We start from the raw sequence: 26028 nt of genomic DNA, 5'->3' as shown, positions 1-26028 counted from the left end.
ATATGATACCATTCAGTGGAATCCTATACAGAGGAGAGAACAACATGCGAAAAGTTTTTCGAATCAGCATCTTGTTCGTACTGTTCGCCCTCATCGTCAGTAGTTTCATCTACTGGCAAAATCGGGAACGTGTTCAAAATGAAATGTATCGTACGTATTATGGACAGCATGGCGTACCTGCCGAGAACATCGACATCTACGAACAAGCCGCGGCACGTTACGGCATCGACTGGAAGCTCCTCGCCTCCATTCATCGCGTCGAGACGATCTTCTCAAACTCGTCAGCGATGCAATCGTCCGTTGGCGCCATCGGCCCGTTCCAATTCATGCCGAAAACATGGGTCGGTTGGGGATACAAAGGCGGCACGTCGCTCGGTGACATCGAGCATGACGGCATCGACGTCACGGATCCGGAAGCCATCAAAAAATATGGTGGTCTCGGAGTCGACGCGGACGGCGACGGCAAAGCTGACCCAACGAGTCTCGTCGACAGCGCCCACACGGCAGCGAAATACCTGAAACAACACGATGTTACGAAGACCTCGGACCGAGACACGCTCGCGACAGCACTGTTTGAATACAATCGCAGTGAACAATATGTTTCTGACGTGCTCGCCCAATATGATCGTTACCAGCAACACGTCGAGGCGATCGATGCGAACGACCTCGATCTCAAGAAGAAGACACTCGCGTTCTTCCTTCGCATCAGCTCACGTTTGACCAATTAAAAGGAGGCACCACCCATGACACCAGCCGATTCTTCCGAACTCTTGATTGAGGAATCGTCGATCCGCGTCCAGACGACGTTTGATCGAGACAAGACGAAACGCTATTTACGCAGCTACATCTTTGACGACATCGCAGAAGGTACGCACGTCGCCGCTTTAATCTACACACCACGGACGACGGACGCCTTTCTCTCTGGAACGACGACACAACGTGCGTACAATTTGATGAAGAAATATGTCAGTGATCCTGTTAAGCAATATGACATCATCAGTTTGATGCCGGACCTGCTCGTCAGCGAGGATCTGCCGTTCGCGCAAGCGAGCTTCGATGAGACGAACTATGAGTTCGTCGCAAAGACACTTGCTGAAGTCAAAGCGAAAAATGGCGTCGTCCTCTGTGGCTGGGGATCGCCTGGTCGACTGATGCACCATTTACCGGCTTACGAGGATCTATTCAATGAATATGCCGACATCTTGTACTGCTCCGGCATTACGAACAAAGGCGAACCGAACCATCTGCGCTTGACGATGGACGATAGCCCGATGATCACGTACAACGACATGAAACAAAAAGCGAAAAAATTGCGTCGTAAATGACGCAATGGACCCTTCCATAACGGCAAGGGTCTTTTTTGAAACATTTTCCATCAACTTCGCGTATAATCAAAGTCTACATATTACATAGCAAGGAAGGTCATACGATGCCATTTTGGGATGAAGAATTACAGGAAGAACCGATGATTTCAGTCAAAGAAACAGACATTAAACGAATCGAGCAAGCCGTCAACGGTCGACTCCCCGTCCGTTACCTCGAACAAATCCAGGAACAAAACGGTGGTGTTCCGGAAGCCATGGCCGTGATGGTCGAGTTCGAAAATACATGGTCGGACGAAGAAACCGGATTACACCTCCCACTCCGCTCCATGACGTCATTGACATTCGAACGGTATCTGGACGAATTGTCGGTCCTCTGGGAATGGGACGTCGAGGGAAACGTCATGATGTTCGCGGAAGGAGAAGGTAGCTATTTTTGGTACTTCCATTTTACGGAAGCCGCCGAGCCGACTGTCTGGTGCCTCGATATTTCAGATGAGACGACACATTTCGTCGCAGCGACCTATGACGAGTGGTTAACGAAGCTAAGTACTGATGTTCCGGAAGTTGTCATGTCAGAATTCGTACTGCTGACGCTACCCGAAATCAAGGATATCCTTCGTGGAGATGACGAAAATGAAAAGCTCCTCGCCTACTCCCACTGGATGATTCTCGATGAAGAACAGGAAGAACTCGTTGAAGCGTTCATGACACTGATTGAACGAAACGACCATCCTGATTTCCTCGACTCCTATGCGTATTACCTCATGGAAGTCTTGACGAACAACCCGGAGTTGTTAGAACAGAAACGAGCCGACGTCACGGCCTTGATCCTCAGTAAAGAGGATGATCTCGATGCAGAAGATATATTGTCTCGGATCGACGATGAGGAAGAGTTTTGACCTAAACCATAAAGCCAGTATTCCTCGTCCATTCGGATGACGAATACTGGCTTTTTCGCATATCTATCCAATCGTTTAAGACAACATCAACTCAAGCAGACAGTCGACGAGATCCTTCTCGAGTTCAAGTGCTTGCAACTGGTGCATCATGTTGACCGGGTCGAGCTTTTGTGACAATAGACGGTAGAGACGATCCTTTAAATCATAGCTGATTTCCGCTTGGTCGAGGAACGCATACAACCGGTCCATCTTATTCTCGTTCGTCGAGATCTCGACTTGGAGCGACAACGTGATCGTATCGGTCACTTCACCCAGTTCAACGCGAAGGGACTGCGTCGCATGATCATAGACGCCGGTGACACTCTCTCCGTCGCGCTGAACGTATCCTTCACGGACTCCACGTAAGATCAACGTAATCGAGCGGTTTTCGGGTAGCAAGTCACGGTGTCCGGTTGGTGCCGCGATCGTCAACTCACGTGCTTCCCAGTCGAGCGCAAACGTCGTCTCAACGTTGACACCGTCGCGGTGCGCGACACCTGTGCTATCGTCTTCGAACAAGGTAAAGCGGTTCGATGCTCCCGGGAAGACGACGACTTCGAGATCGTCCGGATTATGCAGGGCATTCGACTGTTCGAGATGACGACCGAGTGGAACGATCGCACCGGCTTTTGCGAGTACACCTTGGTCTTCGAGATAACGGAACAGACGGATCTGCTTGCCGCCGCGGTATCGGTGCCCATTGAAGAAATCGAACCATTCCCCTTCCGGCAACCACGCTGTCGTCGCCGTCATGTGCAGCTTCCGGTGCATTGGTGTGACCATCGGCGCGACGATCAATTCCGTTCCGAAGTAGAACTGATTCGGAACGTTGTATGCTTGATCGTCTTCCGGATGCTCATAGTACATCGGTGAGACGAGTGGCAAGCCGTCAAAGTGATTACGGGCATTCATCGTGTAGATGTACGGCACGAGCTGGTGCCGAAGTCGTAAATATTTCTTCATGACGTTCGCCGCATCGGTCGAATAACGCCACGGTTCTTTCCCGTTGAAGATGCTCATCGTACTGTGCAGGCGCGTGATCGGACTGAAGACACCGTATTGGAGCCAACGTGTCGATAACTCGTCATCTTTCTCTCCCCGTTGGTGTCCCCCGATATCATGGCTCCACCATCCATAACCGATGTTCGACGCTGTCGCCGTGAAGTACGGCTGGAATTGGAGTGATGCCCACGAGATGATCGTATCGCCTGAGAAACCAACCGGATAGCGGTGACTTCCGGGTCCCGCGTAACGTGAGAAGATCAACGGTCGATTGCCATCGCGGGCGATATCGAGCGCGTGATAATGATTGAGCATCCAGAGCGGATCAAGCCCTTTCATCTTCGAGTTCGCGCCCTGCTGCCAGTCGATCCACCAGAAGTCGACGCCATCTGCCTCGTGCGGGTGATGAAGCTTCGTGAAGTAGTTCTCGATGAACGTCCGGTCCGAGAAATCAAATGGGATCCGGACATCCGATTCGGGATTGACGCCCATCGCGACCGCCATCGCCTCGTAGGCTTCTTCAAACCCACGCACACCGTCCGCCGGGTGCAAGTTGAGCGTTACCATCCGGTCGTCATCCTTCAACCATTGTAAGAATCCGCGTGGATCCGGGAATAGATCACGGTTCCACGTATAGCCCGTCCAGCCGCTCCCGTACCGTTCCGGGATATCGGTGACGTGCCAGTCCATATCGATGACACTGACCGAGAACGGAATGTCTTCCGTCTTGAAGCGCGTCATCAAATCCTTGTATTCCTTCTCACTATAACGCCAGTAGCGACTCCACCAGTTGCCGAGTACCTGACGTGGTAACATCGGCGTCGGTCCTGTCAGGTGGTAGAAGTCACGCAGTGCCTGTTTGTAGTCGTGACCGTATCCGAAGTAATAGATGTCATGCGTACCGGAGCGTCGCGGTTCGACGAAGTGGTCTTCCGTCAGGACGAAGGCGTTCGAGTCGTCGATCGCCGCGTAACCTTGTCGTGAAAGAATCCCTTCTTCAAGTGGGATGACGCCGTCCGCATGATCAAGCGTCCGTGCCGTTCCTTTTAACGTCCGGAGCGGTCCGCCGAACGTATAGCGGCTGTAGTAGGTACTGAAGTTCCCTAAGACATCGATATAAAGTGTGTTCGCAGCGAACGGTCCCTTCGTATAATGCAGATGGACGTGCTCGGTGATGATTTGCAATTCTTCCTCGTTTTCGACGATGCGGTAAGCAGGTACCGGGAAATCACGATTGAAGACCGTTTGGGTCGGTCGATCCTCGAACTGTCCATCCGCCGCGTACTCGAGTCGAATCATGCGACTCGTCAAGACCGTGAAACGGTAGACATCTCCTTGGATGATGGCGTCTGGTCGTGCTTGTGGTTTCATGTCGCGCGTGTAGAAATGGGATTCATCAATTGTTCGCATACGGGTTCGGGACTTACGCCCCTTTCACTTCCTTCCAGGCTAAGTAGTGTGCAACCGATTACACATCTAGTGTATAAGAGTTCATGTTCCCACTTCAAGGAAGAATGAACCCAAAAAACGTCCCGCACCTGAAAATCGATGCGGGACGTTGCGTCATAATAAGGGTGAAATCAAGCGCGAGAGCGACTCAAAAATGCGGAAGCGGAGCGGACGTTTGACGTAATCATTCGATGATAACTGAATCGAGACATCGAAATCAGCGATGAAGTCACGCTCGAGCTGTTCCGTACTTTCTGTGTCATACAGGAACGCCATTAGTTCATAATTGAGAACAAAACTGCGAATGTCCATGTTTGCTGTTCCGACGGCACCGATCTTCCCGTCGACGAGAAACAGTTTCGCATGGATGAAGTGACGGTTGTACGTGTAAATCTTGACGCCGTCCTTCAGAAGTGGTCCGAAGTAGGACCGGGTCCCGTAATAAGACGTAAAACTATCGCCTTTACCCGGTGTCAGGATGCGGACGTCGAGTCCGGCACGTGCCGCGAGTCGGAGTAGCGTCATCGTCTCATTGTCCGGAATCAAGTACGGTGTCGCAATCCAGATCGAACGTTGCGCTGCGATGATCGCGGCAATCAAGGCATTACGAATCGCGGGGTCCTTTGAGGTCGGTCCGCTCGTGACGATTTGAATCGCCCCGTCTGACGCCACATCATGTTTCGGGAAGTACTGGTGGATTGACTCATCCCCCGCAAACGTCTCCCATGTGTCATCCGATTCGATTTGGGCATAGATCCAGTCGTCGAGGAACGTCGCTTGTAATTCTTTGACGGCACGTCCTTCGAGCCGCAAATGCGTATCACGCCAAAACCCGAACTTCTTACTCTTGCCGTCGTACTCATCCCCTACGTTCAATCCGCCGGTGAAGCCAACTTTTCCATCAACGACGACGATTTTTCGGTGATTGCGGAAGTTTGCCGTGAAGATGAACAAGGGACTCGAGATTGGATCATAGGCTGCGATATGCGCTCCAGCGTCGCGTAGCGGGCGCAGGAAGTTCTCACCGAGCATATAGCTTCCGAGTCCGTCATACATGAACCGCACCGTTACTCCGGCTTCGAGTCGTTCCATCAACGCTTCACGGATTGCCTTGCCTGTCTCATCGTTCCGATAAATGTAGTACTGGATGTGGACATGATGCTGCGCTTGACGAATCGCGTCCAAAATCGCTGGGAACGTCTCTTCCCCGTTCGTCAGGATTTCACTTGCTGTATGAACGTCCACCCCGCCGCCACCGAAGTTACGAATCGTGTTCGCAAGCTTCAAGTGATTCGGTGGCAACTCACTGACAGCAAGCGACCGAACTGGACGAATCGCTTGCTTGAGCAATTTCCGTTCGTCATGCGAACGACGATTCCGACGGCGGCGCCGTGGATTCCGACCGAACATCAACCAGATGATGACTCCGAGAATTGGTAAGAAAATCAGAACGAGGAACCAAGCGATCGTTGATTCTGCTGTCCGGTTTTCGATGAAAATGATCATGATGACGGCGAGCGGCACGACCGTCGCTGAAATCGTTAAGACATAAAATAAATAGCCGAGTTGATATAGTCCCCAAATGATGCCACCGGCGACTAAAAATACGAGTGCGAATTGTAAAATCCGGTTGCGCACAGATTTTCCTCCTTCAATTAACATACCTTCACTAGTATTCTTTCCCCATTCACTATGAAAATATAACAAAAAAGAGAAACCGCAGATACGGTTTCTCGAAAGATTGACCTCTTATAAAAATGTTTCTTCGTACATCTCGCGACCAGGAATTGGATCATTCAATGACGCCCAGTCCGTTTCGTCTGCTTGGACGAGACACGCATCGAATAGCGCTTCGAGCTTCTCTTGTTCTAGTCCGATGCCGATCAAGACGAGTTCGGTCCGTCGATCCTCATCTGATGCAAAACGACCAGCGTATTCCATGTTCGACGCATATCCTGCCTGATGGAACAGCAATGCCATCTCGGGACGTGTCGCAAGGAATAAGAATCCCTTCGCCCGGACGACTTCTTGCGGCCAGTCTTCGATCAAGGCAAGCAAACGCTCCGGGTGGAACGGCACGTCGCGCTTGTAGACGAACGAGCTGATCCCATACTCTTCCGTTTCCGGAATATGTTCTTCCGCATTCAACTCACGGATCCAACCAGCACTCGCTGCCGCTTGTTCAAAATCAAATAGATCAACATCTAAGATGTCTGCCGGATCGACTTGACCATACGTCGCCTCGATCAAACGGGCAACTGGATTTAATGCCTTTAGATAACCGATGACGGTATGGCGCTCTTCCGGTGTCAGGCGATCGACTTTATTCAAGACGATGATGTCCGCGAACTCGACTTGATCGACGAGTAGATCGACGACTTCGCGCACGTCTGTTTCATCGACTGCCTGTTTCCGCTCAATCAACGATTCACCAGACTCGAAGTCCTTCAGAAAACGATATCCATCGATGACCGTGACCATCGCGTTGATTTTCGTGACTTGTGATAAGTCGATGGCACTGTCCGTATCTTCGTACGTAAAAGTCTGTGCGACCGGAATCGGTTCCGAGATACCACTCGACTCGATGACGATACCGTCAATATCGCCTTGGTCGACGAGGCGTTTGACTTCAAGTAATAAATCGTCACGTAACGTGCAGCAAATGCACCCGTTCGAAAGTGTGACGAACGACTCTTCCGTCCGCGAGAACCCGCCTTGCTCAATCAATGCCGCGTCAATGTTGACCTCACTCATGTCGTTGACGATGATCGCAAGGCGGCGCCCTTCGCGATTATGTAGTAAATGGTTCAATAGTGTCGTTTTACCGGATCCAAGATATCCAGATAAAACGGTGATCGATATCGGTTGCATCATCATTCATCTCCTAAAACGTAATCATTACGTTTTATAGAGTAACCGACTTTTTACCTGACGTCAATCGTAATGATTTCGATTTATTTTGTTCCCTAAAAAAAAGCCGATAAGCATCGACTCAAGGAGTAGACCGGTCTGACTCCAAAAAAAATGACGCATCTTCTCACGCCCTTTCCTCAGGCGAGACACAAGCCAGTTTTCCTGCTTCCTTCAAGCAGGAAAGCGGGTCTTGTTTGTCTCTGACAGCGCATAATGCGCTTTTTCCTGTAGGAGTGGCGTGTGACGCGTCATTTTTTGTAGATACTGGCTTTAGAGTCAGCTCCGTCAGATATTCCGAAGCACAAGAAAAAAACGTTTTTTAGCTCGGAATCGCTTTCTAGGGAAATACAAGCAGAAGCGACCCTGCAACGAAGTGAAGCGGTGCGATGCTTGTCCCAGGAAAACGATTCGAGAGAAACGAAAAAGCGTAACCTTACTACTGACTTTGAATCGGTAAATCCCATGTTGTACCAATCAAATCCGTGATCCGCTCCGCTGCCTCGTGCGAAAACCCGGCAATCGTGTAATGATTTGTATCCGCAATCACATGATACACCCCGTTCGGTAAACTATCGGCGAACGCAGCGTGAGCCGCATTGATTTGTTCGGTCAATGCTGGATTTAACCAACTTTCTGGCATACCACCCGCCCAATTCGAAGCGGACAGGACGAGGACCGGCTGTGTCACGTCTTCAAGCAACGAAAGAATCAGCTGATTGTTCTCCTCGACCGTTTGCCATTCGTCGAGCGTCCCCCGCCAATGTCCAGGTGCCGCAAAATGCCGCCACATCGGTAATTGATCGGCTTCCGGTAAGACACTGAACATCTTTTTGCCGAGACGATCAGGAATCATCCAGGCGATCGGTCGGACGTGACTAAGGAAATAGAGGAATCGATTCCACTCCTCTTGTGTTCGTTCGTACCAGTTCGGTAATGCCTCGTCGACATCGGGATGCGAGGGATCGAGCAAGACAATGCCGCGTGTCTCGTCTGCAAACAATCGTCCACTCGCGAGCGAGATATAGGCTCCGAGCGAGTGCCCGATGAAGACATACGGTCCTTCGACACGAAGCATCCGTAAGACGTCCGCGAGCTCATCCGCTTGATGCGTAAAGAGTCGTTTGTTTTTGCCACGACTCGACCGACCATACCCGAGACGCGAATATTCAAAGACCCGCCCCCGTTTCAATAATTCAGTTCGTAACCAGCCCCACTGGTGTCGGTTCGACATCATCCCGTGGTCGAGGACGAATGTGACGTCCCCACTTCCTGTCAGCCGGGTATCAAAGCGACCGGCTGATGTTTCAACGATATATTCCATACACTACCCCTACTTCCATTCATTCAAATAACGAGATCTCTAGCTCGTACCCAAGGATGTTCAAGTAATCAAATAACTGGGATCGATGATGATAGAGATGCACGGCTGCTTCGATTGCCCAGCCGTTCATCGAGTCGGTAACGCCCCAGTACGTCGGACGCGTCGTAAATCCGGTCGTGACTTTCTTCTGATAGATAGAAAACGCACGATTGATTCGTTCATTTAACTGATCGCGCGGTACCGGTTCCGTATAAAACGCCTGCATTGCTTCAGCCGTCGCCCCTTCTGCTAGCATCAAATCGGCTTCAAGTAACACAGCGAGATGGACAGCGACTTCACCGACGGTCCGTTTCCCGGGGATTGGTCGCGCGTCCCAATCCTGCACCTCGATTTTCTCAAATAATGCTTTCGACGTCTTTACACCAACACCGACATGGCGAATGAGGGCATGTTCCCAGTCAGTCATGCGCATTCTTCCAAGCGATTGCGCGGTGTTCGAGTTCCTTGACGAACGCATCCTTGCCGGCGATATAGGCTTCGATATCAAGCGGATATGTCGTTGCTAATTGTTCCTTTAATGCTCCGTAAGCAGCGGCTTCTTCTGGATGGGTACGTAAGTAATCCCGAAAGACGAGATGACGCATGATTTCTGGATTTCCTGCCGCATAGAGATGGATGTGATGCGTCCGTTCGTCTCCACCTTTTCGATAGTACCGACGCCCCGGCATCCCGAATTCACCCTTCGCTTCGTAACCGAGCGCTTCCATCCGTCCGTCGAACTGCTCAATTCCCTCGAGTGTATCGACGACGGGTAAGATATCGATGATCGGTTTTGCAGCGAGTCCCGGAACTGATGTACTTCCCATATGATGGATCTGCTTAAGACGTGCTCCGAAAACCTCTCGTAACTGATCCGCTTCTCGTGAGTATTCACTCGCCCATTCTGATTGATACGGTAACACAATGACTTGTCGCATGGTCGTTTCCCCCTCTCAATTCAGTATGCCAGTTTTTGGGGTAAAACAAAACGACCATCCATTTTGGAGGTCGTTAATGTTAGAGAGTCGTTAATCCGTTAAATAATCATACAGTTTCGCAGGTCCACCAAGTCGAAGATCAGCGATGATATGCTGGGCATCGACGATCTTCCGAACAGGGAAGTCAGCGAGTGGTGCCATGACATGTTCGAATAACTGAAGTCGCGCCGGTCCACGGTATGCTTCTTTAATCTCAAGATCCGTGATTTGACTCCGCGTCAGTTCGGAGATGATCAACTCGCCTTGATAACCGCGATGCTGTTTGAGCATGAACTGCGGCGCACCGACAATCGATTGTGCCTCTTCGACCGCCATCGGAACATACTTGTATCCCATCGTCGCTTGGGCAACGCGGAGCGAATGATAGTCAAGCGTTCCAACGAGTACATCATTGTCGAGATAAAGCCGGGGTGAACCATACTTCTTCGGAAACGCAGCCACTTCACGACCAGAAGCGATCGCCGGCTGATTGTTGACATACATCGAGAGATAAAACTCACCGACCTCTTCTTGATACCGAACCGGAATGACTTGCCCGCACTCGAGATAACTCCCAAGACCTGTGCTATCCGGCATATTAATAATCTCAAACTTGATCTGATTACTCAGCACCTCGAGCGGTTCCGGAACGACTGCTTGTAACGCTTCGATGTCCGTCTCATAGATGATGTTCAAGTATTCCCGATTTCGAAAGAAGATATCGACCGCCGGAAAGACCGGTGCATTAATCGGCGTCGCGACGATATTTTTTACATCTTCCTGTCTCATCTGAATCCCTCCTTCATGCGTTTAACAATGCGGCAAAGCGTGCGACACTTGTTTCAAAATCTGGAACCGTCTTCGCTGCTTGCGCTTCTTCGACGATTTCTTGAATGAGTGAGTTGAATGGTGTTTTGATATCGTATGTGTTGCCATACATCGTGACGATCCCATTAATGAAACGAATTTCGGTCGGTTGCCCTTTTTGTAAGTCCTGCAACATACTCGCTTCTAAGTCACGCGACCCGTGCATCAATCGTGGCACGGTGCTCAGTTTTTCATCGATATCGTCTAGTGTTGCGTAAGCTGCCGGCTCAAACGTACTCATCGGTGCGAATGTGATGCCGTGGGCGTGACCGACTTCAACGACTTCCTGCATCGTATGAATCGCTGCCCGTAACAAGACCGGATGATCGAGAACGTCGCCATACGTACCGTTACACGCAGCGGATAATCCACTGAACGTACTATTGATGACGAGTTTTGACCATTTCGTTCCCGGTAGATTATCAGAGATCTCCGTCCCACCGATGTGATCAAGGATGCCCTTCAGATGGACGATTCGGTCCGTCTTCTTGCCATCCAGTTCACCGATTTGCATCGCATACGTCTTGAAGTGCTCGTAATCCGATGTCAGACGTGATTTGCCTGGTCCGACGTATGTCGCTCCGAACTCGACGGATCCCGCGATGATGCGTTCGCGTGGAATCTGTTGTTGAATGAATTCTTCCGGTACACCGTTTTGCAAGGAGACGAGAATACCGTCTTCCTTCAAGATCGTCCGGACTTTCGCCAGGACCGTTTCATTGTAGACCTGTTTCGTCAGCAACAATACGATATCGTACATCTCCGTAATGTCATCCGGATGCATCGCCTGGACGGCTTGCGTCAAATCTGGTCCAATGACATGCGCGCCTGTTGTGTTCAGCGCTTCGATATGTGCGCGATTCGTATCAATCAAATCGACATCCTCATACTGTTGACTTAAATAAGCTCCCATGATGGTTCCTAGTGATCCTGCTCCGTAAATTCCGATTTTCATATCTATCACCTCTGGTATTTACGATATACTGGTTTTATCATAAACAGAAATATATATATTTATATATTTTAATAACCTATAGGTTATGTTGGGAGGATATCATGGAACTCTTACATTTGAATTATTTTCGTCACGTCGCGGAGGAATTGAACGTGACGCGTGCTGCCGAACGATTATTCATCAGTCAGCCTGCCCTTAGTACGACGATCAAAAAACTGGAGCGTGAATTGAACACGACGTTATTTCATCGAAAAGGCAGAACGATCAGCTTGACCGACAATGGACGACTTCTACTGCAGTCCGTCGAAAAAATCGAACACGAGCTAACACGGGTCCAGGAACGCATGGCGCGAAATGATGCCTCTACCGAAACGCCACTTAGTCTTGCCAGTTCGCATGGTCGCTTCATCCAATTGATTCTACGAGAATTTCTCCTACCGCAGACGGCGCCCTTGTTCAATTCGGACATCCTCTCGAACCGCGACATTTTAAGCGGTCTGCTTCATCAAGAATTCCATTTCTCGATTAGCTTTATGGAACTCAAGCACCCGCTCATTACGAGCGAACCGATCGTGGAGGAAGATATCGTCATCACCTATCCTGCTTCCCATTCAGAGAAAGAAGCGATTACGGCTCTCTATGCGGATGCAACGGAAACTGCCTTTTTGTTTCCCTCCCACAATAAGGACTACAACCGCTTCATCCAATTGAAGATGGCGGAACTAAACATCTATGCCGATACCTCGCACTATATTGATGACGTCTCACTGCAACTCGCCTTACGCCAGCAACGGTATTTCAGCTTCGTTCCCGTCTCCGTCTGTCGCGAGATGGGACTTCCCTTCATCACAGACGATGTGTTTACCATTACGTCACGACTCTACATGTCGCACGCGACGAATCAATTAACAGTCGAGCAAGCAACCATCTACGAACGCATTAAACGATTTCTACTCTCACAACGCACATATCTAGCCAAATAGAAACGGATGCCTGCATATGCAGACATCCGTGTGAGATATTACTTCGTGATGAAGTAGCGTGACTGATCGAGATGATCTTTCGCTGTATAGATGTTGAGTTTGTACGAGCCGTTCGTCAATGCCTTACGCATCTTCAAGACATAGTTCCCGTGCTGATCCGCCACGTCTTGAGCGATCAATTGATAACCAGCTTCTGTTTTTTGGTAGAGGCGGACGATTTGTCTTTTTTCGACTTTACCTGTCAACGTCTTTTTGCCTGACCATTTTTTGACCGGATACGTGTTCTTGATCGTGAACGACGTCTTTTTCGTGATCTTGTTCGAGATGTCTGTCGACTTGACCGTGTACGTACCTGTCGTTAGACCGTTCTTGACCGCAATCTTGAAGCCGCTTGCCGTCGTTTTCGCTTTCGCGATCTTCGTTGATCCTTTATAGAGCGTCACGTCAAGACCTTCCGTTGCTTTACCGCGGAGGACCGTTGAACCGTAGACTGCTGACTTTTTATCGATCGCTGGTGTCGCAACGACACCTGTTCCGACTGTGACGTTCGTTTCTGTCTTCATGAAGCTGAGTTCAGAGACGATCGTCAACTTGTCACGCAATTTGAGCGGACGTGTCACGACTTCGTATTGACCGCTTCGTTTGCTGTTGCTGTTCCAAGGACTTTTTCCCCGAGTTTGACTGTGACTTTCGCACCTGAAACGGCTTGACCAGTAACGACTTTTGCACCTGGTTTAACTGCTTTCGCCGAGACCGTGAAGTCTTTCATCGGAACGTTCATATTGAATTTAAGGAACGTACCTGTCTCACCTGGACGTGTTTCACCTGTGTTCGTGATGCCTTCATACCGCTTGACGTACGGTGCAGCTGCAGCCGCTGAATCAAAGCTGACCGTCGTCGGTTTGCTTGCGACGAGTGACCAGTTGTCATCGGCTTTATAATCAACCGGTTGTTTCGCTTTGATGAAGTCCGAAATGACGTTCCGTGTTTCGTAAGCCGATTTGTAGACGATGTTCTTACCAGCGCCGACACCCGGGAATGTCGCACTTCCTGCACGATAATCATTTGTAGCAACGAGAAATTCTTGATCGTCTGCGATCGCTTTTCCTTGATACTTGATGTTTTGGACACGGTTAGCATCTTTATTTATTTCAGCGCCGTTATAGTCGAATTTCGCCGGTTGCGTGATATCGATTTCATATGTCAAGCCGTCGAGAATATCGAAGTTGTAGCTGCGGAAGTCTTTGTTCAACAAGTTCGTCTGCTCAGCACCAACTTGATTGAATTGACCGGCAGACATTTCAAGCCAGTTTTTCACGTCTGCTCCAGTAATTTTCACTACTTGTAGTGTGTTTGGATAAACATAGAGATCGGCAACATTTTTTAATGCGATCGGTCCCTTTTTAATTAATGTATAATCATTTGCATTTACTTGATTTCGTCCACCCGTTTTAAAAGGTGCTGCTGCCGATAGTAAAGGAAGATCTTTGTATTTCGCGAGATCGGCATTTTCTTTTAGTTGCTTCTCGACATACCATTTCTGAGCGTTCGTTACGAACTGAACTGAATCATCGTCTTGTGCGAGGGCGAAGAAACTTTGGATATCATCGTTGATCGTACCGACTTCTTGACGAATGTAAGCAAGTGTTCCTTCATGCGCCTTTTCGATCAACTTGACTGCATCTGCATCTGCTGTCGTATCTTTCGTCACGTCCGCTAGTTTAGCGCCAGACGTATCAACGACCCATTTCCCGTCGACTTCCTTCAACTGAAGATCAATGACACCGACGTTTTTCCCCTGCGTGTTTGCCATGACGACTGGTTTCCCATTGATTAAGCCTTTTTCTTTATCAACATTCGGTAGTTTGTTGAACGCTGAATCGGCTGCTGGGAACTTCCCGTGCTGATGACCTGTCATCAAGACATCGATGTCTGCAACTTTCGTTAACGCGTAGCCGACGTTCTCATCACCATCTTTTTGATCCGTCGTATCCCCGATCCCTGTATGTGCGAGTGCAACGACGACATCTGCGCCTGCGTCTTTTAATTTCTTCGCTGTTACTTTAGCAGTCGGGATGATATCTTCAGCCGTTACTTTTCCAGTAAGTTTCGATGAATCCCAAACCATGATTTGTGGCGTGACGACTCCGAACACACCAACCTTAACTGTTTTCATGTCACCATTCTGGTCCTTGACTTGACGTTCGATGATTTGATAGTCTTTTCCATCTTTGTTGTAGTCCGCGACGATTGGCTTTTTCGTGACGGCATCCAATACGTTCGAGTTGACGAACTTGATTGAACCGCTCGAAGCACTCATCGCTGACTTAAGGAAATCAAGACCGAAGTTGAATTCATGGTTTCCGAGCGTGACCGCATCATAACCAAGGTATTCCATCAATTCGTACATCGGATGTTTGCCTTTGTTTCCTTTGTCGTACTGGTTCTTGACGTAATCACCGAATGGCGTTCCTTGAAGTGTATCTCCGTTATCGAACAAGAAGCTATTCGTAACGCCCACTTCAGCTTGTTGCTTTTTGATGACTGTAGCCGCTTTGACGAGACCAATCGTTTCGTCCTGCGCATCCTTGAAGTAATCGTAGTTCATTGAGTTCGTATGTAAATCCGTTGTTTCTAAGAAGCGTAACTTGACGACACTGTTGTCGGCAGCAAGTGTCTTGACTTGAACGACTGGTACGAGCATCGGTGCGATCAATGTCGACGCGATGACGAGTTTCGTTGCTTTTTTCATATGGATTTTCCCCCCAGGATGTTTTGACTGCTTCATTAATTTAGCATGGTTCGATTATAGCTAATAGTCCTTTCAAATAGGTCGGACATCCGTCTTATTTAACCTACTTAACTAATTCCAAATACTGGCTTAACATTGTTGATTTTCCCTTTACAAACCAAGTTTACATGGTAAAAAAAGGAGATGATGCAAATGAGATAAACCACGTAAAAAAACGATACATTTCAGGTCATGAACCTGAAAACGTATCGTTTATGCTTGATGTAGAACGTAACTGTTCCTTCTCGACTCCTACAGGAAAAAAAAGCATGGTTTTCGCTTAAGTCAGGGTCTGGTAAGACCCGGTCGTAGTTTAGGATACGCGACTTACCTCTCGTCTGTGGAAAGCGAGGATGACAGTAACGTTCGTCGTCCCCATTCAGGGTATCTCTCCTAGTGGAGGAGCTTCATCACTCCACGTCCCTTACACCGTTTTATCTGGTTTCCGTCGGACGACATAACCAAGAATTCCACCAAGTAACGCAAGACCTGCAGCGTATAGTACCGTCCAGCCTGCCGTCTGTTGAGCGAACTCGAATAAGACGTCACTGCGCCATTTCATTGCGAACTGAACATACGAAGCTTGACTGACGATGAAGCTGATGACACCGATCGCGATCGCAAAGACGAACGGATCGATGATCGATTTGAAGCTTCGGATACTACAGACGAAGTAGATCGCAAACGTTACGAGCAACAACACCCAATACGCACTCTCACTGGAGACATTCGGTGGCGTCGCTCCTGCCGATTCCGCATCAATCACTTGGATCGTCTGCCGCGCGACGCCGTAATCAACAGGATCGAGCTTCAATTGTGTTGCTGACAAATCCGGACGTTCTCCACCGAGTAACGTCAACAATTGTTCTGTCACCCGGTCCGTGTCGATCCCATCGACGACTTTTTGGATCGAGTCATTGAGCTGATCCGTTGAGGTCTCCCCGTTCAACATCGAGACGGGGATTTCCGCATTAGCTCCAAGGACGTCTGCTTGATACACGACTTGACCGCCGTGGATCCAGTCGTACATCCCGCCACTTCCGGCGTTCAGACTCGCGACGGTCAATGCCGTCCGTAGTGAAGAATCGCCGTCATATTCCGCTTCGTCCTGTACCGTAAAGACGAGTTGAAGCGTACTTGCGAGCATCAAAATCAGTAAGCTGGCACGTCCAGCAGCTGTCAGACCGGATAACTTTTGCGGGAAGAACGCCATCCAACCAAGCAAACTGACGACGAGAAGCGGTAAGATGCCACTCATCGCATAGCCGTCTTGTAACGAGAGGAATGGCACGTCGTTTCCGCGTCCGGCAAGGACGAACCAGATGATCCCGACGGTTAAGAAGAAACTAACCGATCGAATCGTCCACCCAAGACGACTTGCCTTAATCCGTAATACTAAAAATAACAGGACGATTAAACCGATGCCAAAGACAGAATAAAGTAACGTGCCGTAAGAGACATCGAACGTAAGTGGTGCGAGGACCTGTTTTAAGTCGATCCCAAACAACGATAAGACATCACCAGCAGAACTCGCGTCGAGTACCTGATTGATGATCCCTTCCCGGACCGCACTCGGCATCGTGATCGACAGCCCACCGACGAACAGTAGCATCAATGATACCGTGATGTCTGCATCTTTCCAGGAGACATCCGCCTGTTGCATCTGCGTCACGAGATCCTGATAGTCTGAGGATGAAGTGATTTGTGAAGTCAAAAATGCCATCACGCCATAGATGACACCGAAAAAGATGAGACCGATAAGGACGCCAAACAGGACATCCCAGACGGAAAACCGTCGTTGTTTCCTTTCTTGCCTTGACTCCATCCCATTTCCTCCTTTTTATGTCTGATGTTTGAATATTCCTGCTACAGCGAAACCAAAAACATCAAATTCATTCAACAGCCATTATATCCCACCTTTTCTCTGACTGTCTCCACTGATTTCCAAAATAAAAACCGGCTTCTCACAGTGAGAAGCCGGTTGAACGATCAGGTGCCATGGTATTTTTTCTCTATTAGATGCCTTCGTATGCTTGTTCCATGATCGTCCGTAACTCAGCGACAAGCGGCATCTTCGGATTCGCCGTCGTACATTGATCCTCGAAGGCATCGACTGCCATCTTATCGAGTTTTGCCTCGAAGTCTGCTTTTTGAATGCCTTGCGCCTTGAATGACATTTTGATGTTGAGACGTTGTCCAAGATCAGCAACGGCTTGGATAAGGGATTCGACCCCTTGTTCCGTCGTTGCTGCCGGAAGACCGAGGTAGCGTGCGATGTCGGCATACCGCTCATCCGCGACGAATGATTCGTATTTCGGGAATGCTGCTAGTTTCGTTGGACGTGACGCGTTATAGCGAATGACGTGTGGCATCAGGATCGCGTTCGTCCGTCCGTGTGTGTGTGTGAATTCGCCACCGATTTTGTGTGCAATCGAGTGGTTGATGCCGAGGAAGGCGTTCGCGAATGCCATCCCTGCCATCGTTGACGCATTGTGCACTTTTTCGCGTGCTTCGGCGTCTGATCCGTTAGCATATGCTCGTGGCAAGTAGTCGAAGATCATCTTGATTGCTTTGAGTGCTAGTCCATCCGTGTAGTCGTTCGCAAGCACCGAGACGTATGCTTCTGTCGCATGCGTCAAGACATCCATTCCGGTATCAGCAGTGATTGAAGCCGGGACGGTCATGACGAATTCTGGATCAACGATTGCGACGTCTGGTGTCAATGCATAGTCAGCAATCGGGTATTTGACATTTTTCTCTTTATCCGTGATGACGGTGAACGGTGTTACTTCTGAACCCGTACCCGAAGTCGTTGGAATCGCGACGAACTTCGCTTGACGACCGAGTGTCGGGAATTGATACGCCCGTTTGCGAATATCGAGGAATTTTTGACGCAAGTTCGAGAACGTTTCGTTCGGTTGTTCGTAGAAGAGCCACATTCCTTTTGCAGCATCCATCGCCGAACCACCACCGAGGGCGATAATCAAGTCAGGCTTGAAATCACGCATCGCTTGAGCACCTGTCTGAACAGTCGTCACCGATGGATCTGGTTCGACTTGGTCGAAGATCCGGTAACTGACGGACTGTGGTAAGTTTTGAATTACTTTATCGGCATACCCGAACTGTACCATCGTTGGATCAGTGACAATCATGACACGTGAGACGTCAGTCATCGACCGCAAGTACTGAACGGAGTTCTTTTCGAAGTAGATTTTTTCAGGGACCTTGAACCATTGCATGTTCACGCGTCGTCTCGCCACCTTTTTGACGTTGAGTAAGTGTTTCGCTGTCACGTTTTCAGAAACAGAGTTTTTCCCGTATGATCCGCAACCGAGTGTCAGTGATGGTGTCAACTCGTTGTACAGATCACCGATTCCGCCATGAGCAGATGGGCTGTTGACAAGGATCCGGCAGGCTTTCATGCGGAGTCCGAACGCTGTCATCAAGTCATCGTTCGTCGTATGAATGACGGCTGTATGACCGAGACCGCCGATTTCAAGCATCTGTTCTGCAATCGTGAACGCTTCTTCGGTCGAAGCGACGCGGTACGCACCGAGGACGGGACTGAGTTTTTCATGAGACAATGGTTCTGCCGCTCCGACGTTCTCGAGTTCTGCGACGAGCATGACCGTCGTTTCCGGAACATCGATGCCGGCTTTTTCTGCGATCCATGTCGCAGGTTTTCCGACGATGTCCGCGTTGACGGCACACGTATCGGTTTTGATGACGAGTGATTCGAGGCGTTGTTTTTCTTCCGGTGTACAGAAGTAACAACCGAGTGCTTCCATTTCCGCACGAACCGTCGCATAAATCTCTTGGTCGACGATGACGGCTTGCTCAGACGCACAAATCATCCCGTTATCAAACGTTTTTGAAAGAACAAGATCGCTGACTGCCCGTTTGACTTTCGCAGACTGTTCGATGTAACACGGAACGTTCCCTGGTCCAACACCAAGTGCAGGTTTACCTGTTGAATACGCCGATTTGACCATTCCTGCTCCACCTGTCGCAAGGACCATGGCGATTTTTTCATGGTTCATCAAGACTTTCGTTGCTTCAAGTGATGGTTCTTCGACCCATTGAATACAGTCTTTCGGTGCCCCTGCTTTGATGGCTGCGTCGCGGAGTGTTTTCGCTGCTTCAACGGAACAACGTTGTGCCGATGGGTGGAACGCGAAGACGATCGGGTTGCGCGTCTTGATCGCAATCAATGCTTTGAACATCGTCGTTGATGTCGGGTTCGTGACCGGTGTGACACCACAGACGACACCGACGGGTTCAGCGATATATGTGATGCCGTTTTGGACATCTTCTTCTAAAATCCCGACCGTTTTTTCATGACGTAGACTGTTGTAGATGTATTCTGTCGCAAACATGTTTTTAATCATCTTATCTTCAAAGACACCGCGTCCCGTCTCTTCTGCCGCGAGACGAGCGAGTTCGACGTGCCGTTCAAGTCCGGCAAGTGCCATATCCCGAACGATCGTATCGATTTTTTCTTGATCGAATGTCAGTAATTCTTGTAATGCGCGTTGCCCTTTTTCAACGATTTGTCCAACTGCTTGTTCGACCGGCGTTGCCGTCGATTTTGTTTTTTCTTTCACAGCCATGAGTGGTTTCCTCCCTGTCGTGGAACGAATCTGAGTTTGATTTGCTAACCATTATGTCAGGAATGCCAAGCTGTTTTTCAATAGTTTGTGCTTTCCTTCACAAATCAATCATAACCCCTTTTTCCTGTTTTGTGCATGACCATCCTGTGAATTCCATCACATCTTTGATAACGTTTACAACTGTTGTAAATTCCTCTTTTTCATCGTTTTGCTTCATGTACATGGATGTGTGCGATTTGTCACACCTCGCATTTTCCTGACTTGATAGCCGTTTCATCATCTTGTATTCTGATATGGGGTACATATTAAGAGCTACCACTAAAGGAGGACACTTGAATGTCAGTTGTACAGGAAATGCTAGCCTTCAACGAGCGATTCGTCGCCGAAAAACAGTATGAACAGTTCGTCTCGGATAAGTTCCCAGACAAAAAGGTCGTCATCCTGACGTGTATGGATGCCCGCTTGACGGAACTCCTCCCACACGCACTTGGTCTTAAGAACGGGGATGCGAAGATCATCAAAAATGCCGGTGCTATCCTATCGCACCCATTCGGTTCCGTCATGCGCTCGATTCTCGTCGCGTTGTATGCTCTTGGTGCTGAAGAAGTCGTCGTCATCGGTCACCACGACTGCGGCATGAGCACGATTGATCCTAACCACATGATCAACGAGATGAAGGATCGGGGCATCGACCAACAGATTCTTCACACGCTCGAAGTATCTGGCGTTGATTTGAATCAATGGTTGCGTGGTTTCACGTCAGTTCAAGAGAGCGTCGCTCACTCGGTCAGCCTCGTGAAGAACCATCCATTACTACCACCTGGGACGAACGTTCACGGACTCGTCATCGATCCGGGTACCGGTAAGCTCGACGTCGTCGATTGCTGATCACTCTCTATAGAAGAAACGCAAATAGATTCGGATATTCTACTCCGTCTTAATTTAAAAATAACGTGCCATATTTTCTCGTAACGGAGAAGGATGGCACGTTTTTCGTATGAGTCATTTTCAGTGATCAAAACGCTTCTCACTTCATGCTTCGGGGTATAACAGAATGTAACTTCTTGTGGAGAGCTAAAAAGCGTATCATTCATCTTTCGATTACGAGGTCAGACTTTTACTCTTGACAGCATTCCAACATGGCTGTAAGATACTTTAGTATAGTACAGTGATAACAAAAGAAAGTGTGGTTTTACTGAATGATAAACGCCGTATTGTTTGCCGTCTTTTTACTATTTATTTTAGCGATCTTCCGCGTCCACATCGTGCTCGCGATGGTCATCAGTTCGTTTGCTGGTGGTCTCGTCGGTGGTCTTGACCTGACTGCGACGACAAAAGCATTCTCCGGTGGTCTTGGTGACGGAGCAGAAATTGCCCTTAGCTACGCGATGCTCGGTGCATTTGCCGTCGCCCTCTCGAAAACAGGTTTACCGGATGCACTTGCGCACTCTTTGATTGCGCGTTCGCGTGGTAACGCAAGTGCCGCTTCCGTCAAAAAATTAAAAGGATTCATCTTGTTCGCGATTCTCTTGCTTGCGATCAGTTCACAAAACGTGTTGCCGATCCACATCGCATTCATTCCAATCATCATTCCGCCGTTGCTTGGTCTCTTTTCTCAGCTTAAGATCGATCGACGCCGGATAGCGATCATCATGACGTTCGGTCTTGTGACACCGTACATGTTCTTACCGGTTGGATTCGGAGACATTTACCTCAATCAGATTTTGCTGAAGAACCTGAAGGCAAATGGTCTCGATACTGCTGGAGCTTCCGTCATCGAAGCGATGGCGATTCCAGCACTCGGAATGGTCGTTGGTCTCTTGATCGGTTTGTACACCTACCGGAAAGAGCGGACGTATGAGATTCGCGACATCGCTCCAGACGATTATGAAATTCCGGTCATCACGAAAACAAAGCTTGTCTTAAGTGGTGTTGTCGTCATCGCGACCTTGATCGTACAACTACAGACCGGATCAATGATTCTCGCTGCGACGACGGGGTTGATCCTCTTCTTGTTGCTTCGTCTTGTTCGCTTCAGTGAAGCAGATGACGTCATTACACGCGGTATGCGCATGATGTCATTCATCGGTTTCGTCATGATTTCAGCGAACGGATTCTCAAACGTCTTGCGTAAGACGGGCGATATCGAGCCTCTCGTCGAGAACTCGAAAGCGTTGATGGGCGATTCGCAACTCGTTGCCGCCTTCGTCATGCTCTTGATTGGTCTTCTCGTCACGATGGGTATCGGCTCCAGTTTCTCGACCGTTCCGATCATCGCTGCCATCTTCGTTCCACTTTGTATCCAGTACGGATTCAGCTTAGAAGCGACGATTGCCATCATCGGTACATCCGGTGCTCTCGGTGACGCGGGTAGCCCAGCATCTGACTCGACACTCGGACCAACGAGTGGTTTGAATGCTGATGGTCAGCATGATCACATGCGAGAAACGGTCATTCCGACGTTCCTGCACTACAATATTCCATTACTCATCTTCGGTACGATCGCTGCGGTCGTATTATAAAAACAAGACGGATTCGCTGTCATCGCGAATCCGTCTTTTGAATTGTCTCCGTTTTTTTCCTTTTCATTTCGTCCTCGGTTCTCTAAAATAAAGGAATGAACTGATACAAAGGAGTTGTCTAACGTGTTATCTCAAGTCGTCAACCAGATTTTGCTTTCGCTTGCCGATCTCGGATATTTCGGCATCGCCCTCGGGTTGATGATTGAAATCATACCGAGTGAAATCGTCCTCTCTTACGGAGGATTCATGATTTCCCAAGGAACGATCGGCTGGCCGCTTGCTATCGTCGCTGCCGTCATCGGTGGATTATTCTCGCAATTATTCTTATATTGGTTCGCTCGCTACGGCGGTCGTCCCCTTATCCTGAAATACGGGAAGTATGTTTTGATTTCAGAACATCATCTCGATCTAGCCGAGCGTTGGTTCTTAAAGTACGGACAAGGCGTCATCTTTGGAGCCCGTTTCATCCCGGTCGTCCGTCATGCCATCTCGATTCCGGCAGGTCTTGCCAAGATGGATCAAACGAAGTTTTCTCTTTATACGGTGCTTGCGATCATTCCGTGGTCGATCTTGTTCCTGTATCTTGGTGAAACGCTCGGAACGAACTGGCGCTCGATCAAGGAAGTGGCTGCACCGTACACGAACGGTGTCCTAATCGCTGCCGTCGTCTTGATCATCTTCTATGTCATCTACAAACGCCGTCAACGAACGGTTTGAACAACTAGCAGTCTGTCTGACGACGGACTGTTTTTTTAAACAAACAGGAGGTCCTGCCATGCTCACATCCCCACTTGCTCATTTTCCGTTACGTCGTTTGACTGCATCCTATCGGGCGGGTCATCCTGTCGCGACCGGGATCACCGTCGACGGACATATTTTAATCGTCGAAGAAACCCTCGACGAAGCACGCAATGAACACGTCCTTTCCATTCATCAATTGAAGGATGATTGGCGTAAGACGACGATCGTTAAAAAAAGCGAAATTGATTTTTCGCTCGTCGATCGATTTCCGGATGGACGTTTGTTACTCGTCGCTTCCCGTTGCGATGATGACGTAGACGGAACGTGGTTGCCGAATGCCTTTATTTATGATGTTCAGGGAAATCTAGTCAATCAATTTTGTTTAGATGATGGGATTCAAAACATGCAAATCGATGAACGAGGGTGGATTTGGGTCAGTTATTTTGACGAAGGTGTCTATGCTGACGCCGTAACCAGTTCAAATGGTGCCTTTGGTCTCGTCGCTTTTGACGATACGGGCGAAGTAAAATATAAAAACCGTCAATACCCGATTGATGATTGTTACGCCTTAAACGTCTGTTCATCAAAAGAAATCTGGTTCTTCTACTACTCTGATTACCGTTTCATTCGTATCGATCAAGAGGAAGATCTCGTCTGTGAGGCACCTACGATCGCCTTTTCTCAGTTCGCTCGGTACGACGATTTTCTGCTTGCCGCAAATTCTGATGAAGCACATTTACTCGAACGGAAAGGTACGCTCTTTGAAAGTGTTCGTTCGATTCGATTCATGACAGAACAGGGAAATACCCTGTCAGGTGACCTTACAATGCGTAATGACTTGATCGTACTAGCGACCTCGGAACACCTATATTTCGGGAGACTCGGTCAGCGACTTGTCTCTCTCTTAGCAGGCAAATGAAAGCCATTACACAGTTGTTTCATAATCTTTTTACTTTTGAAAACCTTTAACCCAAATTTTCAAAAAGACTAGCGAGTTCTATCTGAGGATAGTATACTCAGCGTTATAGTTATTTGGACAAATTGTCTGAACATTATGACGTCACAGAATTTTTTTGGGGGAAATGATGAGTTCGAATTTGAAACGAGATTTAACAGCACGACAGGTACAAATGATTGCACTCGGAGGAACGATCGGGGTCGGTCTTTTCCTTGGAGCATCGAGTACGATTGCTTGGACGGGACCATCCGTCTTACTCGCGTACATGCTAGCAGGAGTCTTTATCTTTTTCATCATGCGGGCACTTGGTGAGATGGTCTACACCCATCCTCACAGTGGTTCGTACGCAAAGTTCGCAAACGACTATATCCATCCAGCAGCTGGTTTCTTGACAGCAAGCAGTAATATCTTCAACTGGGTCGTCGTCGGGATGAGTGAAGTCATCGCTGTCGGGACATACTTGCGCTTTTGGTGGCCGGAGCTACCGACTTGGATTCCAGGCGTCGTCGTCATCATTCTCTTGACGCTCGCGAACCTTGCTTCCGTCAAGATGTTCGGTGAGCTCGAATTTTGGTTCGCCTCAATCAAGGTAATAACGATTCTTCTGATGATCGTCGCCGGATTCGGCATCATCTTCTTTGGTCTAGGGAATGACGGAAACCCGGTCGGCTTCTCGAATCTTTGGGCGAACGGTGGCTTCTTCACGAATGGTTTCACCGGCTTCTTCTTTGCGCTCTCGATCGTCTTCGCCTCTTACATCGGTGTCGAGTTGATCGGCGTGACAGCTGGAGAAACAAAAGATCCAGAGAAGAATATCACGAAGGCAATCAATGGTGTCGTCTGGCGCATTTTGATTTTCTACGTCGGATCGATCTTCATCATCGTCACGGTGTATCCGTGGAATGAGTTATCGGATCTCGGCAGTCCGTTCGTTGCGACATTCGCCAAGGTTGGTGTCACGATTGCTGCCGGTATCATCAACTTCGTCGTCATCACAGCCGCTTTATCCGGTTGTAACTCCGGGATCTTCAGCGCAAGCCGGATGATCTATGCATTGGCTGAAAAAGGACAAGTGCCGTCCTTCTTCTTAAAGGTCAACAAACGCGGCATTCCATTCTACACGGTCTTCGCGATTTCAATCGGGATTTTCTTCGGCGTCATTCTCGATATCACCTTGCCACTCGTTCTCGGGAAGGATACGAACATCTTCGTTTATGTCTACAGTGCTTCGGTACTACCAGGGATGGTGCCGTGGTTTGCGATTTTAATCAGTCATATTCGGTATCGTAAACTTGAAAGTGAACGGACAGCCTCACATCCGTTCAAAATGCCCGGTGCGCCGGTGACGAACTATCTGTCGATCGTTGCGCTGGTGACAGTGCTCGTCGGGATGTTGTTCAACGATGAGACACGCGTCTCGATCTTAATTGGAGTCGCTTTCTTGATCTTAAGTACGGTCTATTACATCGTAAAAGTACCGAAAATCGAAAAATAAACGTCTGTCTCTCCTCTCATGACCGCATGAGAGGAGTTTTTTGATGGAGATGATTTTCTATATTGACATTGAATAATATTCATGATAGATATTTTTCGCGAACGCTTAAACCCTTAAGACGTCGTAACATTCTTGATTTCAA

Annotated in this window: 21 protein-coding genes; 9 read left to right on the top strand and 12 right to left on the bottom strand. The window is 48.8% G+C overall.

What is annotated here, in order from left to right:
- The first annotated feature begins 44 nt into the window (after positions 1-44).
- The 3 genes from EXW93_RS06280 to EXW93_RS06270 all read left to right on the top strand — a co-directional run bounded on the left by EXW93_RS06280 (position 45) and on the right by EXW93_RS06270 (position 2224).
- Positions 45-728: a lytic transglycosylase domain-containing protein gene (locus tag EXW93_RS06280; RefSeq protein ID WP_035397942.1), complete on the top strand. Its 684-nt coding sequence runs from the start codon at positions 45-47 to the stop codon at positions 726-728.
- A gap of 15 nt (positions 729-743) precedes the next feature.
- Positions 744-1325: a DUF1643 domain-containing protein gene (locus tag EXW93_RS06275; RefSeq protein WP_035397944.1), complete on the top strand. Its 582-nt coding sequence runs from the start codon at positions 744-746 to the stop codon at positions 1323-1325.
- Positions 1326-1429: 104 nt separating this feature from the next.
- On the top strand, positions 1430-2224 hold the full coding sequence (locus tag EXW93_RS06270; protein WP_174316159.1) for an SMI1/KNR4 family protein: 795 nt from the start codon (positions 1430-1432) through the stop codon (positions 2222-2224).
- Between the two features lie 75 nt (positions 2225-2299).
- Here the strand turns inward: EXW93_RS06270 and EXW93_RS06265 are convergent, their stop codons facing one another.
- From EXW93_RS06265 to EXW93_RS06230, 8 genes are all read right to left on the bottom strand, one after another.
- Entirely contained in the window at positions 2300-4675 is a 2376-nt protein-coding gene (locus tag EXW93_RS06265; protein WP_174316158.1) for a glycoside hydrolase family 31 protein, read from the bottom strand.
- Positions 4676-4828: 153 nt separating this feature from the next.
- Positions 4829-6352: a cardiolipin synthase gene (locus EXW93_RS06260; protein WP_174316157.1), complete on the bottom strand. Its 1524-nt coding sequence runs from the start codon at positions 6350-6352 to the stop codon at positions 4829-4831.
- Positions 6353-6463: 111 nt separating this feature from the next.
- On the bottom strand, positions 6464-7585 hold the full coding sequence (locus EXW93_RS06255) for a GTP-binding protein (RefSeq protein WP_174316747.1): 1122 nt from the start codon (positions 7583-7585) through the stop codon (positions 6464-6466).
- A gap of 478 nt (positions 7586-8063) precedes the next feature.
- Positions 8064-8948 (bottom strand): alpha/beta fold hydrolase, encoded by an 885-nt coding sequence (locus tag EXW93_RS06250; protein ID WP_174316156.1) that lies wholly within the window; start codon positions 8946-8948, stop codon positions 8064-8066.
- A 19-nt stretch (positions 8949-8967) separates the two neighbouring features.
- On the bottom strand, positions 8968-9414 hold the full coding sequence (locus EXW93_RS06245) for a DinB family protein (protein ID WP_035397955.1): 447 nt from the start codon (positions 9412-9414) through the stop codon (positions 8968-8970).
- Positions 9407-9925: a GrpB family protein gene (locus EXW93_RS06240; protein WP_023467904.1), complete on the bottom strand. Its 519-nt coding sequence runs from the start codon at positions 9923-9925 to the stop codon at positions 9407-9409. The genes EXW93_RS06245 and EXW93_RS06240 overlap by 8 nt, the downstream gene beginning before the upstream one ends.
- 90 nt (positions 9926-10015) lie before the next feature.
- Entirely contained in the window at positions 10016-10753 is a 738-nt protein-coding gene (locus tag EXW93_RS06235; protein WP_023467903.1) for an acetoacetate decarboxylase, read from the bottom strand.
- A gap of 13 nt (positions 10754-10766) precedes the next feature.
- Positions 10767-11786 carry a ketopantoate reductase family protein gene (locus EXW93_RS06230; protein WP_174316155.1) on the bottom strand — a complete coding sequence of 340 codons (1020 nt, stop codon included), beginning with the start codon at positions 11784-11786 and terminating at the stop codon, positions 10767-10769.
- A 101-nt stretch (positions 11787-11887) separates the two neighbouring features.
- Here EXW93_RS06230 and EXW93_RS06225 point away from each other — a divergent pair, with 101 nt between their 5' ends.
- Positions 11888-12769: a LysR family transcriptional regulator gene (locus EXW93_RS06225; protein WP_174316154.1), complete on the top strand. Its 882-nt coding sequence runs from the start codon at positions 11888-11890 to the stop codon at positions 12767-12769.
- 38 nt (positions 12770-12807) lie between these two features.
- On the opposite strand, the gene EXW93_RS16375 is transcribed toward EXW93_RS06225, so the two are convergent.
- The 4 genes from EXW93_RS16375 to adhE form a co-directional block, all read right to left on the bottom strand.
- Positions 12808-13389 (bottom strand): hypothetical protein, encoded by a 582-nt coding sequence (locus EXW93_RS16375; protein WP_254606185.1) that lies wholly within the window; start codon positions 13387-13389, stop codon positions 12808-12810.
- The gene (locus tag EXW93_RS06220; protein WP_254606184.1) at positions 13386-15521 is read right to left on the bottom strand and encodes a bifunctional 2',3'-cyclic-nucleotide 2'-phosphodiesterase/3'-nucleotidase; all 2136 of its coding nucleotides are present in this window, start codon (positions 15519-15521) and stop codon (positions 13386-13388) included. Before EXW93_RS06220 ends, EXW93_RS16375 begins: the two co-directional genes overlap by 4 nt.
- Before the next feature lie 463 nt (positions 15522-15984).
- Complete coding sequence (locus EXW93_RS06215) at positions 15985-17385, bottom strand: hypothetical protein (RefSeq protein WP_174316153.1); 1401 nt, start codon at positions 17383-17385, stop codon at positions 15985-15987.
- 190 nt (positions 17386-17575) lie between these two features.
- On the bottom strand, positions 17576-20170 hold the full coding sequence (gene adhE / locus EXW93_RS06210; RefSeq protein ID WP_174316152.1) for a bifunctional acetaldehyde-CoA/alcohol dehydrogenase: 2595 nt from the start codon (positions 20168-20170) through the stop codon (positions 17576-17578).
- Between the two features lie 336 nt (positions 20171-20506).
- Between adhE and EXW93_RS06205 the strand changes: the two genes are divergently transcribed.
- From EXW93_RS06205 to EXW93_RS06185, 5 genes are all read left to right on the top strand, one after another.
- Positions 20507-21058: a beta-class carbonic anhydrase gene (locus tag EXW93_RS06205; protein ID WP_035397969.1), complete on the top strand. Its 552-nt coding sequence runs from the start codon at positions 20507-20509 to the stop codon at positions 21056-21058.
- Positions 21059-21372: 314 nt separating this feature from the next.
- A complete protein-coding gene (locus EXW93_RS06200) occupies positions 21373-22692 on the top strand; it encodes a Na+/H+ antiporter family protein (protein WP_035398635.1) in 1320 nt (439 codons plus the stop codon).
- A gap of 123 nt (positions 22693-22815) precedes the next feature.
- Positions 22816-23409 (top strand): undecaprenyl phosphate transporter UptA, encoded by a 594-nt coding sequence (uptA, locus tag EXW93_RS06195; protein ID WP_023467894.1) that lies wholly within the window; start codon positions 22816-22818, stop codon positions 23407-23409.
- Between the two features lie 58 nt (positions 23410-23467).
- On the top strand, positions 23468-24352 hold the full coding sequence (locus EXW93_RS06190) for a hypothetical protein (protein WP_055967366.1): 885 nt from the start codon (positions 23468-23470) through the stop codon (positions 24350-24352).
- Positions 24353-24515: 163 nt separating this feature from the next.
- Positions 24516-25886, top strand: coding sequence for an amino acid permease (locus EXW93_RS06185; protein ID WP_035397971.1), 1371 nt, complete (start codon positions 24516-24518; stop codon positions 25884-25886).
- Positions 25887-26028: the final 142 nt, after the last annotated feature.

The organism is Exiguobacterium sp. JMULE1, from assembly GCF_013337175.1.
GTDB classification, from domain to species: Bacteria; Bacillota; Bacilli; order Exiguobacteriales; family Exiguobacteriaceae; genus Exiguobacterium_A; species Exiguobacterium_A indicum.
The sequence above is the reverse complement of the archived record's forward strand: the minus strand, read 5'-3'. Positions and strand labels throughout refer to the sequence as shown.